Genomic DNA, 14,161 nt, shown 5'->3' on the forward strand with positions numbered 1-14,161 from the left:
GCCCGGCATCTGGCTTAATGACCGGCACAGTCATTACGCAGATAGATAATCCAGTACGTTACGCCGACCAACACCCCGCCGCCAATGATATTGCCAATCGTGACCGGAATCAGGTTATCGGTAAACACCTTGCTGAAAGTTAACGCCGGGAAGTTATCCGGTGAACTGTGCACTGCCGCCCAGAAACTTGCCGGGGCGAAATCGCGGATAATGACCGCCAGCGGCAGCAGAAACATATTGGCAATGCTGTGTTCAAAACCGCTGGCGACAAACATGCCGATCGGCAGCAGCATCGCCATAATCTTGTCCGTCAGGGTATGGCCGGAATAACTGAGCCACACCGCCAGACAGACCATCAGATTACACAGCGTCCCCAGACACACGGCCTCTATGAAGGTGTGATGCATTTTATGATCGGCGGTTTGCAGCACGTTCAGTCCCCACAGGCCATTGCTGTTCATCGTCTGCCCGGCAAACCAAATCAGCGCGACAAAAAACAGCGCACCGACCAGATTACCGAGATAAACAATGATCCAATTGCCGATCAGTTGCCGCCAGCTTATCAGGCCGCTGGCTTTTGCCATCACGGTCAGCACGGTTGAGGTAAACAGATCCGCGCCGCACACCACCACCAGAATAAGTCCCAGCGAGAAACAGATGCCGCCCACCAGTTTTACCAGCGCGGTGGCAGGCGCAGGCCCACTGGTGACGGTGATATAAAAGACAAAAGCAATCGAGATAAATACGCCCGCCGTTACGGCGAGAAAGAACGACAACTCTTTCTTTTTACTGACTTTATATAAACCTGACTGTTCGGCGACTTTTGCCATTTCCGCAGGAAGTCGCAGATCAAACACGTTGCCGGTATCCATTTGATTCTCCTGATGCAATGTCAATGAAGGCGTGGCTTCAGGCCACTTGCCGTTATATGCATAGCCTGTACCAGCTGCGGCAGGAGAATCAGTGGGGAAGTGTCAACCCGTTCACAGAAATGATCACAGCACTTCGCGTACCGCAATACCGAGGCGCTGCATGCGCGATAACAGCGTGGTGCGCTTCATGCCAAGCCTCGCCGCTGCACCGCGAGGGCCAGCAACGATACCGTTGGTTTCGCGCAGTACCTGAATGATACGCGCCCGCTCCTCTTCGTCATTTTCCGGCGGTTCGGGGTGCATCATCTCCGCCACTTTCGGCAGCGGGAAGGGGAAAGGATCGTGAATCACTGGCTGCACCATGCTGACTGGCTGCGTATTTAGATGCAGATTCAGGGTGTTATCGCGAGAGAGCAGCACCGCGCGCTCAATCACGTTCTCCAGCTCACGCACGTTGCCTGGCCATTCGTAGCGCATTAACTGGCGAAGAGTATCCGCCGGGATAGTATCAATGGTGCGGTTTAGTCGACGTGCCAGTTTCTGCGTGAAATAGCGCGCCAGCAGTGGAATATCATCCGGGCGTTCGCGCAGCGGCGGCAGCACCAGCGGGAAGACATTCAGGCGATAAAAGAGATCGTTGCGAAACTCGCGGTCGATCACCATCTGGCGCAGATCGCGGTTGGTGGCGGCGATCACCCGCACATTCACCGGAATAGTTCGGTTGCCACCGATACGTTCAATTTCGCGTTCCTGCAATACGCGCAGCAGCTTGGGTTGTAGTTCAAGCGGCATATCGCCGATCTCATCGAGGAACAGCGTACCCTCATCGGCCATTTCAAAGCGTCCGCGATGCGTGTTAATCGCACCGGTAAAGGCGCCTTTATCGTGACCAAACAGTTCGCTTTCCAGCAGGCTGGAGGGGATCGCGGCACAGTTGATTTTCACCAGCGGTTTATCTTTACGCGGGCTCATCTGATGCAATGCGCGGGCGATGATCTCTTTCCCTGTGCCGGTTTCGCCGAGGATCAGTACCGTACTGTCGCTCAGTGCGACAATGTTGACCTGCTGGAGCACGTCGTGCATCGCATCACTCTGGTAAATAATGTCGCCGAAACTCTGGTTGGAAGCGATCTGCTCATTGAGCTGGCGGTTTTCGCTGTTCAGATTCTCTTTCAGGTGGATAACTTTGCGGTACGCGTCGGCATTATCGACGGCGATACCAATTCTGTCGGCGATCTGCTGTAGCAATCGACAATTTTGTTCGGTAAAAATGGCTGCATCGTGGTGCGCCAGTAGCAGCACGCCCGTTGACTGATGACTGTAGGCAAGCGGCAAAATAAACACCGTGTTCAGCCCCTGCAACGCCAGTTGACTGAGCAGCGCATCGGTGTGCCACAGCGCCGCATCCTGATCCTGCTGGAGCAGCGCGGTGTGGTGCTTGTTCAGCGCGGCCAGCAACACCGGGCTTTCACTGCGTAGCGGGAATCGCTCCGTCTCTGGCGGGCAACCGGGAAAATGAGAAACATGGCAGATCAACTGGTTTGAATGCAGCGTATCGCGTAGCACCATGCGAATATTATCGATGCCGAAAAAACGATGGATCTCCTGCGAAACATCCGCCACCAGATCGTCAAGATCGAGGTGCGAGAGTACCGAGTTAGTGATGTCCACCAGCACCCGATGGTGATCGCGCTCTTCCCTGAGGGCCGTTACCGACTGGCGGAGTTTTTCACTCGCCAGCATCTCCTCCAGCGCCTGCGTCGCCAGCCGCGTCAGCCAGGCAAACTGTGCATTCTCTTGGGGGCTGAAAGTGCCACTGTCGGTGCGCACAAAGCGCAGTTCCACCACATCGCTGCCTTCCAGCAGAACCACATGTAGAGAGCTGTCGCTGATTGTGCCGTCGTATTCCGCCGTGCAAAACGCCGCGCTGCCGTCATCAAAACAGCGCCAGAAAGGGGCGTTATTGCGACGTAACTCAATAAACTGCACGGGGCTGAAGGGAGGAGGCAGGGGGATAAACGCCTGAAGAAGTGAAGCCTTATCATTCTGTTCCAGCAACTGCTGTAAGATCATGGATACGTCGCCCTTCCAGATTTTGCTAGCGTCATTTAAGCCGCAGGTGCGTTGCTTGTCCTTGCATATCTCAGTGATTGGCTGATGCCAGATTTGCTGAACTTTCCCCTGACTGCAACCTGAATGACTTGCTAAAAGCATGCAAATAAACGCAGTTTTCTCACCAGTTAACCGGTTTTCACTATTGTTATGTCGTCGGACATAAAAACCAGCACTAGAGTACAATACCCCTCTCATTTGTAATGTTACAGGCTTCACGTATAAACAGGTGAATGAAATTAATCCACTCGTCGTACCATTAAATAGAGTGCCGGTTCGTGCGCCATATCCTGTAAGTGTTGTAATAGCTGGCGGCTCCAGTCGCGCCAGGGTTCTGCCGCCGTTTTGGCCAGCCGGGCGAAGTCGGGAGCCAGCAGATTGACATGACTGGCATCGATGACGATTTCGCCGAAGGTGAGCAGGCCCTGCATTTTTCGCCGCGCGTCAGCGGCTTCCATCAGCAACAGCCACTGTTGATAGGCGTCCAGCGGGCAGCTCAGCGCGACGTTGAGGCAATCGATCACCCCAACGTGATGACCAATAGCCAGCGAGTAATACATCACCTGGCGGCTTTTCTCCTCCAGTTCAACGCTGTCATCGACAAACTTTTGCCGCAGCGCCCAGAACATCACTTGCGCGTTCTGCTCAGGCATGGTGGCGCTCCAGTTCATTCATTAATTGCTGTACGATCACCGTCAGCCGTGGATCTGCGGCCTGTTGCAGCCATGCATTCACCCGTGATGTGCGCTGGCTGATCTCGCCTTCGCTTAGCAAAGCAAAAAGATGATCGACGATTTCGCGCCCCTGGCGATAACCTGCCAGCTGACGCGCCTTGCGCTCAAGGGTAACGCGCAGCGCCAGCGGTAGAGCAGGCCAGTTGACGCTGGCCGTTTCGTTAGGTGTCTGGAGATGGTCAACCGCGTGCAGTTTCTGCTCCAGCAGGCCCAGCGCTACCGCGAAACCATGAATGGTGGCTGCAGGCGTCGGCGGACAGCCGGGGATCCAGACATCAATCGGCACGATGGTGTCGCTGCCGCCCCACACACAGTAGAGATCGTGGAAAATCCCGCCACCTACGCCGCATGCGCCATAGGATATAGCAATTTTATGATCGGGCGCGGCATCCCAGGCGCGTAAGGCGGGCATACGCATTGCGCGGGTTACCGCGCCGGTAAACAACAAAATATCGGCGTGACGCGGCGAAGCCACCACTTTGATGCCAAAGCGCTCGGCGTCGAACAGCGGCGTAATGGCAGCGAAAATCTCGATTTCACAGCCGTTGCAGCCGCCGCAGTCCACGCGGTAAACATAAGCAGAACGCTGGATATCGCGCAGCAGAAGCTGTTTGATTTTTTGCGCTGACTCATCAAGTTGCACCGGCTGGCTGACATGCTGCGACAATATCTTCAGGTCGGAACTCATGCTTGCTCCTCAAGATAGTAATGAATGTTGGTGCTGTTGTGGTGTTCCAGCACGGCGCGCCGCCGGCAGGCCGGGCAGATGCACGCTTGCGCGCGCAGGGAATCTACCAGTTCCGGGTTGTTCTGGCTGAGTGCCAGCAATTCAACCGCCAGTGTGACCGATTTTTCCGGCGCGAAAGGGACGCCGCATTCGGTGCAGTGCTGCAAACGAAATGTCGCGCGCACATACAAATCGGCTTTGCGGGTGACCGCCAGTTCAAACTCTTCTGACAAGTGGATCGCCCGCGTCGGGCACACCTCTTCGCAACGGCCACAGTAAATGCATCGGCCAATAAACAACTGCCAGACGCGGCGGTTTTCCTCTGGCGTGGTCTCCATGGTCAGCGCATTCGCCGGGCAGGCGGTGGTACAGGCGCCGCAGGCAATACATTGCAACGGATCCAGTTCGGGTTTACCGCGAAAACCGGGGCACACCTCCAGCGGCGCAAACGGATATTTCACCGTGGGTTCGCCCGCCCTGAGAATGGTCTTCAACAATTTCAGCATCGTTTCTTTCCTTACTTCAGCGGCGAGTGACGACGTTCAATGCCGTAACGTTCGATCTCTTTATAGGGCACGGTCGTCGATTTACGTTTACGCACGTCAACCAGCGTGACGCGGTCTGTACACGAGTAGCAGGGATCGAGGCTGCCAATAATCAGTGGCGCGTCGGAGACGGTGTTGCCGCGCAGCATATAGCGCAGTACCGGCCAGTTGGCATAGGTGGCCGCACGGCAGCGCCAACGGTAGAGCTTCTGATTGTCGCCGAGCATGCTCCAGTGCACATCTTCCCCGCGTGGTGCTTCAACATAACCGAGAGCGAATTTATGCGGCTGATAGCTGAAGCCTTCGGTTAGCAACGGGGTATCCGGCAGGTTATCGAGGGCAAACTCAATCATCGCCAGCGAATCAAACACCTCTTTTACCCGCACCATCACGCGCGAGAAGACGTCGCCATCCGGCCAGGTGAACAGGGTTTTCGGCAGGTTGCCATAGTCGGCGTAAGGGTGATCGAAGCGCAGATCGCGGGCAAAACCGCTGCCGCGAATCAGAGGCCCCACCGGGCTAAAATCGCGCGCGATCTGGCGGTCAAGAATGCCGACGCCCTGGGTGCGCTGCGCCATGTTCGGGGTCGAGAGCAGCATATCCACCAGTTGCGTCACTTCGGCACGCATCTCTTTCACCAGTTGGATGGTCTTCACGCGTTGCTCTTTCAGGATGTCACGGCGGATACCACCAATAAGATTCAGACCATAGGTTTTGCGCGAGCCAGTCAGCAGTTCTGCCATGGTCATTGATTTCTCGCGAATACGAAAAAACTGCATAAACCCGGTGTCGAAACCGACAAAGTGACTGGAAAGACCAATGTTAAGCAGGTGGCTGTGAAGCCGCTCCACTTCCAGTAATACCGAGCGGATAGTGTGTGCACGCTGTGGCACCACAATTCCCAGTGCATTCTCCACTGACGTGGTGTAGGCGACGCTGTGGGCAAAACCACAAATACCGCAGACCCGATCCGAAAGGAAGGTGACTTCGTTATAACCCATACGGGTTTCCGCCAGCTTCTCCATGCCGCGATGTACATAGAACAGACGGTAATCGGCGTCGATAATCCGCTCCCCATCGACAAACAGACGGAAGTGACCTGGTTCATCAGAAGTGATATGCAGCGGGCCAATCGGCACGATGCGCGCAGAATTGCCGCCATCGTTGATAAAAGTGTAATTCTCCGTGTCGCTGGTCGGCTCCGGGCGCAGGCGATAATCCATAGTATCTTTTCGCAGCGGATGCAGATCGTCCGGCCAGTCGTCCGGTAATACCAGCCGACGTTGATCCGGCAGGCCGACCGGGATCAGCCCGTACATATCGCGGATCTCTCGTTCGCCCCACACGGCAGCGGGCACGCGAGGCGTCACAGACGGGAATTCCCGCGTCTCAGCGTCAACCAGTGCTTTCACCACAATCCAGCACTTTTCCGCCCCTTCCATCGACAGCGCGTAATAGACCGCGTAATGGCCATTCAGGCTGCGCTCGTCGTTGCCAAACAGTACCGGTAGCCAGCCGTCATGCTGGTAATAGAGATAGTGAACAATGTCCGGTAACTGGTTAATTTTCACCGTAATGGTGACCTGTTCGAAAGTCTGACGTTCTTCTTCCAGCACCGCGCCGGGAAACTGTACTTTCAACGCCGCAAGGCAGGCATTGCCGCGCGGCTGCTGGTGGTTCACGCTTGCTAAATAACTCACTTTCACTCTCCCTGGACGTGCGATGGTGTTGCCGACGTGGCGGTAATCTCAAACGTGGCCCACAGCCAGTTCAGCCGGGTGGGGCGCTCATGGTCTCCGGACAGCACGATGCTTGAGGCACCGGCCAGCAAACGGCTGACTGGCTGCGGAATATGGGTGCCCATCACCAGCATCATCACCAGTAATAACACCATCGGAACGGTGGTCAGCCAGCCCAGTTCGCCGCGGGCAACCTGCTGCGGCGGCGTGGCGAACAGCACTTTGGCGACCATGCGTACCAGCCCGCCAAGTACCAGTGTCAGCAGCAACAGCAGTACCAGGGTTACGACCAGGTGCTCAGCTGCCAGCCCGGCGGTGACAGTCATAAATTCACTGAGGAAGATGTTGAATGGCGGCATACCGCCGAGCGCCAGCGCACCGCCGCCGAGCAGCACTGCGGTCAGCGGCATGACTTTCAACATGCCGCACACCACATCCATATTACGGGTGCCGTACTTCAGCAGCACATTGCCAGAGCCACAGAACAGCAGCGTTTTAGCGAGACTGTGATTCAGGGTGTGCAGCAACGCGGCGAAGATACCGAGCGGTCCGCCGATACCGAGCGCCACCGCCACCAATCCCATATTTTCCACGCTGGAGTAGGCCAGCAGGCGTTTCATATCCTGCTGTACCAGGATGAAGAAGGCGGCAACGCCAACCGACAGCATGCCGAACACCAGCAGTAGCGTATTCGGGAAGCTGTCACCAATGGCGTGACAAATAATGATGTAGTAACGAATCAGTACCAGCAGCGCGCAGTTGAGCAGCACCGCCGAGAGCAGGGCGCTCACCGGGCTGGGGGCTTCGCTGTGCGCATCCGGCAGCCAGGCGTGCATCGGGAAGAGGCCGGTTTTCGTCCCAAAACCGATCAGCACAAAGACAAAAGCCAGCACCATTAATGTCGGGTCGAGTTTGCTGCTCTCTTTCAGCACTTCCGTCCAGAAAATAGCGTGATCCGGCTCGGTCATAAAGCTGGCAGCATTGGCGTACACCAGCACAGTGCCGAACAGACCAAACGCCACGCCAACGGTACAGATAATGATGTATTTCCACGCCGCTTCCAGCGAGGAGCGCTGGCCGTAAATACCCACCAGAAACGCTGAACTTAGCGTGGTGGCTTCAATTGCCGCCCACATCACAATCAGGTTGTTGCTGGTCACAACCAATAACATGGTAAACAGGAACAGATGAAAGAAACCGTAGTAGTAACAGAGCGTGGATACGCTGATTTCCCCGTGATCGACTTCATGGCGCATATAGCCAATCGAATACACCCCGGTGAGAAAACCTATAATCCCCAGCAGCGACAAAAATAAACCGCTGAGGCTATCAATGTGCAGCCAACGGTGCGCGCCGAAAATTTCTCCTGCCTGCACTGCTTCCGTCACCGTCCACAATGCGACAATCAGTAACAGCGTAATGCCCAGTGAGTGCACCACCGTGACCAGCGTCCGCGCCGCATTCCCGCTCAACCGGCAGGCAAAACAGAGCACAGAGACGACCAGCGGCGTCAACAGCAACAGCGTGAACATCAATGCATGACTCATGGTATTACCCCTTCAGCGCCGTAAGGTTGTTAACATCCAGCGTGCCGTGGGTGCGCCAGATTTTCCTTGCCAGCAGCGCCATCACAATCACGGCGAAAATGGCATCCGTCGCGATACCGATTTCAACCAGTTCCGGCGCACGCCAGGCGAGCAACGCCAGCACCAGATGCGAGCCGTTTTCCATCAGGCAGTAACCGAACACCTGGCGCAAGATATTGCGCTGGCTGATGATGCACAGCAGACCCAGCAGGAAGTGACCGAGGGCAACAGCGAGCGCCGGTTTAAGCTGGGCGACCATCGGTAGTTGTACCGGACGGACGACAAACCAGCACAGCAGCACAATGGCGGCGGCCATCAGCACCAGTGTCGCCGGGCCAAACAGACGTTCCCCTGTGCCATCGGGGGCCATCTTGCGAAACGCGTAGCCCATAATCAGCGGCACCAGCAGTACCTTGGTAAAGAAGGCGCTGAACGACCACATCAGTAATTGTTCCGCATTCAGCAACTGCGATAGCGTGAAAAAGATAGAGACCAGCACCAGTGATTGCAGGGCATACAACCAGCAGGAGACGGAGTAGCGTCTGGCGCAGGTGACCAGCAGCGAGGTGAACATCATCAGCCCCGCCAGATTGTTAACAAGCAAAGTTCCCGTCATCATCGACTCCCTTATCCAAGCCACGCCGCAGCAATCACGCTTGAGCACAGCGACATCACAATCAAAATGACCAGCACCAGTTTCATCGCCCACGGCAACGGTGCGGCCTGCGCGACCTCTTCACTTGCTTCGCCCGGTACGACACGGCCAAACCAGTAGATAAACCAGCCGAAGCTGGCGACCGATTCCACCAGCGCCAGCACCATCACCGGCAGCAGGATCGGGTAGCTATTCGAGAGCGCAAAACCGGCAGCGAAGAGGGGAAACTTGCTGAAGAAACCGTTAAACGGCGGAACACCAGTGATGGCCAGCGCGGCAACGCAAAAGCCGATACCTGCCAGCGGTAGCGTGCGCATTACCCCGCGCAAACGTGGCAGCAGGCGAGTGCCGCAGCTGTAGCTCAGCGCACCGGCGACGAGGAAGAACAGGCTCTTGGCGAAAGCATGGTTGAAGATGTAAACGATCCCCGCTTTGAAGGCCAGCGGCGAGCCAAAGGTGGAGAGCGACAGCGCGAGGAAGATCCACGCCAGTTGCGAAATGGTCGACCATGCCAATAGCCGTTTCATATCTTTTTGCGGCAGGTACATCAAAAAGCCGTAGACCATCGTTATCGTTGCCATCGTCACGCCGACCCAGCCGATGATATGCGGTATCTGGCCGCCTTCGGCGATGGCACGGGCGAAAATATAGACACCAACTTTCACCATTGACGCGGCGTGTAAGTAAGCGCTCACCGGGGTTGGCGCTTCCATGGCATCCGGCAGCCAGGCCTGTAACGGTAACTGGGCCGATTTTCCCCATGCGGCAAACAGAATGCCGCCATACACCAGCCAGCTTGGTGTACCGTGCAACTGGCTGATGGCGCTCAGGGCAAAGGTGCCGGTATTAAGGAATAGCGTGGCAGCGGCCAAATAAAGGCCCAGCGAACCGACATGGGTAATCAGCAGTGCTTTCATGGCCGCACGCTGTGATTTTTCGCTCTGGTAATAGCTGATCAGCGCCCAGGAACAACCCCCGGTAATTTCAAAAAACAGCAGTTGTCCCAGCAATGTTGAAGAGAGCACCAGCCCGGACATTGCGCCGATAAAAATCAGCAAAAACGCGTAGTAGCGGTTGCTACCCTCGTGCGGATGCTCGCGGTTGCCGCGCGTCAGATAGCCGGTTGAGTAGAGCGCCACCAGCAGGCCGAGGAACACCACCACAAACAGGATCAGCGTGCTGATACGATCGACCATAAGACCAAACAGCGCTATCTGGCCTGCCGACAGCAGCGGAATATCCACCGCTTCGCGCCCGGCATTATAGAAACTGAGCGCCAGCGACAGCGTCGCCGCCGTCGCCAGCAGAGCAAACAGCGTGGCGAGCTGCGGGGCGGTTCGCCGGGGAGCCAGTGAGACGATCAGTGCGCCAATAAAGGGCAGCAGCAGCGTCGTCAAAGCAAGAGTTTCCATTGTTTTCCTGTGCTCCTTACAGACCGGTTAACCAGAGAACATACGACAGCGCAGCCAGACTGAAGCCGAGCCAGGTAAGGTGATGCGTCAGCAAAAATCGTCCGCGTGCCAGCGAGTTCTCCACCAGCGACGCCAGAACGAACACCACCAGCAATTTAATAAGCGTGATAACCAGCGACAGCGCCATCGCGCCGATGCTCAGGCTGGCGGCATTGCCAAAGGGGAAAAACAGCGCCAGAAACAGTGCGGCCATCACCACCTGTTTCAGCCCGACGCCCCATTTCACCAGCGCCAGACCCGCGCCGGAGTATTCAGTCAGTGGCCCTTCCTGCAACTCCTGTTCGGCTTCTGCAACATCGAAGGGGATTTTTCCCATTTCAATAAAACAGGCGAACCCGCAGGCGAGTAATGCCAACAGAGTGGCGACCGGGGAGATCCAGCCTGATGCCAGTGTGTTGCTGATGGCGCTGATATTGGTGGAACCGGCCAGCAGCGCCAGCACCAGCAATGAGAGGATCAGCATTGGCTCCACCAGAATCCCCAACGTCAGTTCGCGGCTGGCGCCCAGGCCGGAGAAGGGGCTGCCGGTATCAAGGCCGGAAAGGGCAAAGAAAAAGCGGAACAGTGCAAAGAGATAAATCAGGGTGATCAGATCGCCTGCGCCAGCGAAGGGTGAGGTGCGAATAAACAGCGGTAATGTCATCGCCACCAGCAACATGCTGCTGAGCAGTACCCACGGCATCACGCGGAACATCAGCCCGGAAGAGGCGGGCGCGACCGCCTGGCGTTTTAAAAGTTTTTGCAGGTCGCGGTAATCCTGCCAGATCCCCGGCCCGCGTCTTGAGTGCATGCGGGCGCGGATCTGGCGTGAAATACCCGTAAACAGTGGCGTCAGCGCCAGTAGCAGGGCAGCCTGGCAAAGCGCAAACAGCCCCAGTGACCACGCAGAAGTCTGTTCTAACATCGTCATTCCCTCCTCACAGCGCAATCGTCAGCAGCAGGATCACCAGCGCGGCAATCACATACAGGCAATAGAGACGGAAATCCCCGCTTTGCAGGTACTGCACCAGACGGGCAATACGCTGAGTCATGCTGACCAGCGGGCGGATAATTTTATCGTCCCAGAAGGGTTCGGTACGGCTGGCTATCTGCGTAATACCCCCAAGGCTTTGTTGCAGAGGCGTGGTGGGATCGAGCTGTTTACGCAGCCGATACAGCGGGCCGAACATCACGCGCAGTGGCTGAGTAAAGCTGCCTGCTGAAGGTGCCATGCCTTTCTCCCATACATAACCGCAGGCCCAGGCATCGCCGCTGCGGCGGTATGTGCCTCGCGTCTGGCGGTTGATGTACCACAACACACCAGGCAACAGTGGCAGTGCGATCAGCAGCAGGAACAGGGTGGAGGGCGTCAACATAGCCTGTTGCGCGTCGCCGGGAACCAGCGTTGCACCCTGAGTGACGGCAACAGATGTGGTGGCGGTAAGTGAAAGCGCAACCTGCAACAGGTGCGGCGCGATAACACTGGCGCCGACGCCACACAAAATGCAGAGTAGCGCCAGCGCCAGCATGGCGGCGATCATTGGCCATGGCACTTCCTGCGCCTGATCGGCTTTTTCACTGCGCGGATTACCGCAGAAGCTAATGCCGTAGACTTTGACGAAGCACATCGCGGCCAGCGCCCCGGTGATCGCCAGCATTACCATCGCGACGGGGCCTGCGAGGCGTGGAATGATGGCGTCGATACGCGTAAGGGAGAAGAGCGACTGGTAGGTATACCACTCGCTGATGAAACCGTTGAGCGGCGGCATGGCGGAAATGGCGAGGCAGCCAACAAGGAATGCGCCCGCTGTCCACGGCATCCGTTTCGCCAGCGCGCCCATTTTTTCCATATCGCGGCTGTGCAGACGGTAGATAATCGCCCCGGCACCGAGAAACAGCAGCCCTTTAAACAACGCATGATTGAGCAGGTGGAATAGCGCACCCAGCAGACCAATGGCAGCGATCACCGGCTGGTGTAACGCTATCCCCGCCATGCCGACGCCGACGCCCATCAAAATGATGCCGATGTTTTCCACCGTGTGCCACGCCAGCAGGCGTTTGATGTCGTGCTCGGCCAAAGCATATAGCACGCCGAGTACCGAAGAGACCGCACCAAAAGCCAGCACCACCACGCCCCACCACAGCGGAATACCGCTATGACCGAGCAGGTCGATGCCGACTTTGATAATGCCGAAGATACCGATTTTCACCATCACGCCCGACATCAATGCCGAGGCGTGGGACGGTGCTGCCGGGTGAGCGCGTGGCAGCCAACTGTGCAGCGGCAGCATCCCGGCTTTGGCGCCAAACCCGAAGAAGGCGAGCAGGAATACCGCCGAGGCGGTGCCCGGCGACAGTGACAGGGTGCGGAAGCTGGCGAAATCCAGACTACCGCTTTGCCGCCACATCAGGAAGAAGGCGATCATGATCAGCACAGAACCGGCGTGAGCAATAAAAAAGTAGAGCATCCCGGCGCGGATCGATTCGTCATCCTGGTCGGTGATAACCAAAAACCACGAGGCCAGCGACATCATCTCGAACAGCACAATGAACCAGAAGGCATTGTCCATCACCACCAGCCCGACCATTGAGGCGATAAACAGATTCATAAAGAATCCCATCGCACCTGGCCCTTTGCCGAGGTATTCGCGGACATAGGCCAGCGAATAGAGTCCGCACAGTGTTACCAGCAGGGAAATCACCAGCAGCATAAAGGCGCTCAGACTATCCAGCCGCACCATAAAATGGGCGAAATAAAACGGTCCGGCAGCCTGCCAGGTGAGTGTTTCGCCGCCGCCAAGTGCGACAAGTGCACTTGCAATGCCTAATAACCCGCCGATCATTGCCGAGATTCCAGCGACGTTGATGGCCAGAATTTGCTGACGGGAAAGCAACAGCGAGGCTATGCCGCCGGCAACATACAGCACGATTGACCACATCAATAATTGCAGGGCATCCATTAGCGTTGCTCCGACGAAGGGGAAACGACCGCGAAAGTGATCTCTGTCGAACTCAGGGCGGCCAGCTCTCGGCGATTTTTTAACTGCTTATGCATGGCGGAATCTGTCACCAGATGCAGGGCGTTGGTCGGGCAGGCCCGCACGCAGGATGGCCCTTCCGGCAGGAAGTAGCAGAGATCGCACTTCACTGCGATGGTCTGCACGCCCGCATTCCAACGCAAAAAAGGGTGGTCAGTGTTCGGGCTGGCGGGTACATCGCGCAGTTGCTCTTCCGGCAGATGATGTTCGTAACGCGCGGGAATATTTAGTGGGCGGCTGCCGGATGGCGTGATCGCGCCGAATGGGCAGACCAGACCGCACAGCTTGCAGCCGATACACAGGGTTTCATTGAGATAAACCGCCTCATCCTGAAAGGAGATGGCGTTGACCGGACACACCTGTTTACAGGGCGCGTCGTCGCAGTGGCGGCAGAGCACGGGTGCGGTTTTCGTCTGCGTTCGCACCAGTGTGAGCCTCGGATGCTGTTGTAATCCCTGATGTTTATGGGCATCCGAACACGCAGCAAGGCAGGTGTTGCATCCTATACACCACTCGGGATCGGCAATCACAAAGCGGTTCATGACAGCTCCTTGTTAATGAAGGCAAAGTTCGTTAAACCTGCCTTAGCACAAGGTGTGCCAGAATGTTAAGTTGTTATATTTCAGTTAGTTGTGTTTTTTTTAGCAGTTTGGGACGGACAAAAATGATGGTCAGTGCTGAACGAAAAATAATCTGTCGGCA

12 protein-coding genes are annotated in these 14,161 nt (G+C 56.6%); all 12 read right to left on the minus strand.

The genetic code is table 11. From position 1 onward, the window contains the following. Positions 1 to 14 precede the first annotated feature (14 nt). On the minus strand, positions 15 to 872 hold the full coding sequence (focA, locus tag BM427_RS19845) for a formate transporter FocA (RefSeq protein WP_090124699.1): 858 nt from the start codon (positions 870 to 872) through the stop codon (positions 15 to 17). 123 nt (positions 873 to 995) lie between these two features. Continuing rightward, positions 996 to 2,945, minus strand: a complete 1,950-nt coding sequence (locus tag BM427_RS19850; RefSeq protein ID WP_090124701.1) for a sigma 54-interacting transcriptional regulator — start codon at positions 2,943 to 2,945, stop codon at positions 996 to 998. A gap of 278 nt (positions 2,946 to 3,223) precedes the next feature. Then, positions 3,224 to 3,637 carry a formate hydrogenlyase maturation HycH family protein gene (locus tag BM427_RS19855; RefSeq protein ID WP_090124704.1) on the minus strand — a complete coding sequence of 138 codons (414 nt, stop codon included), beginning with the start codon at positions 3,635 to 3,637 and terminating at the stop codon, positions 3,224 to 3,226. Further along, positions 3,630 to 4,406 (minus strand): NADH-quinone oxidoreductase subunit B family protein, encoded by a 777-nt coding sequence (locus tag BM427_RS19860; protein WP_090124707.1) that lies wholly within the window; start codon positions 4,404 to 4,406, stop codon positions 3,630 to 3,632. Before BM427_RS19860 ends, BM427_RS19855 begins: the two co-directional genes overlap by 8 nt. Then, on the minus strand, positions 4,403 to 4,951 hold the full coding sequence (gene hyfH, locus BM427_RS19865) for a hydrogenase 4 subunit H (RefSeq protein ID WP_090124709.1): 549 nt from the start codon (positions 4,949 to 4,951) through the stop codon (positions 4,403 to 4,405). The genes BM427_RS19860 and hyfH overlap by 4 nt, the downstream gene beginning before the upstream one ends. A gap of 11 nt (positions 4,952 to 4,962) precedes the next feature. Further along, positions 4,963 to 6,672 (minus strand): hydrogenase large subunit, encoded by a 1,710-nt coding sequence (locus BM427_RS19870; RefSeq protein ID WP_090125018.1) that lies wholly within the window; start codon positions 6,670 to 6,672, stop codon positions 4,963 to 4,965. Positions 6,673 to 6,692: 20 nt separating this feature from the next. After that, positions 6,693 to 8,276 carry a hydrogenase 4 subunit F gene (gene hyfF / locus BM427_RS19875; RefSeq protein WP_090124711.1) on the minus strand — a complete coding sequence of 528 codons (1,584 nt, stop codon included), beginning with the start codon at positions 8,274 to 8,276 and terminating at the stop codon, positions 6,693 to 6,695. 4 nt (positions 8,277 to 8,280) lie between these two features. Continuing rightward, entirely contained in the window at positions 8,281 to 8,931 is a 651-nt protein-coding gene (gene hyfE, locus BM427_RS19880; protein WP_090124713.1) for a hydrogenase 4 membrane subunit, read from the minus strand. 11 nt (positions 8,932 to 8,942) lie between these two features. Further along, positions 8,943 to 10,382: a hydrogenase 4 subunit D gene (locus BM427_RS19885; RefSeq protein WP_090124715.1), complete on the minus strand. Its 1,440-nt coding sequence runs from the start codon at positions 10,380 to 10,382 to the stop codon at positions 8,943 to 8,945. A gap of 16 nt (positions 10,383 to 10,398) precedes the next feature. After that, positions 10,399 to 11,346, minus strand: a complete 948-nt coding sequence (locus BM427_RS19890; RefSeq protein WP_090124717.1) for a respiratory chain complex I subunit 1 family protein — start codon at positions 11,344 to 11,346, stop codon at positions 10,399 to 10,401. A gap of 13 nt (positions 11,347 to 11,359) precedes the next feature. Further along, positions 11,360 to 13,381, minus strand: coding sequence for a hydrogenase 4 subunit B (gene hyfB, locus BM427_RS19895; RefSeq protein ID WP_090124719.1), 2,022 nt, complete (start codon positions 13,379 to 13,381; stop codon positions 11,360 to 11,362). Next, positions 13,381 to 14,001, minus strand: coding sequence for a 4Fe-4S dicluster domain-containing protein (locus BM427_RS19900; RefSeq protein WP_090124721.1), 621 nt, complete (start codon positions 13,999 to 14,001; stop codon positions 13,381 to 13,383). Before BM427_RS19900 ends, hyfB begins: the two co-directional genes overlap by 1 nt. Between the last annotated feature and the right edge of the window lie 160 nt (positions 14,002 to 14,161).

The sequence above is a fragment of the Kosakonia arachidis genome (assembly GCF_900116535.1).
Taxonomy (GTDB): domain Bacteria; phylum Pseudomonadota; class Gammaproteobacteria; order Enterobacterales; family Enterobacteriaceae; genus Kosakonia; species Kosakonia arachidis.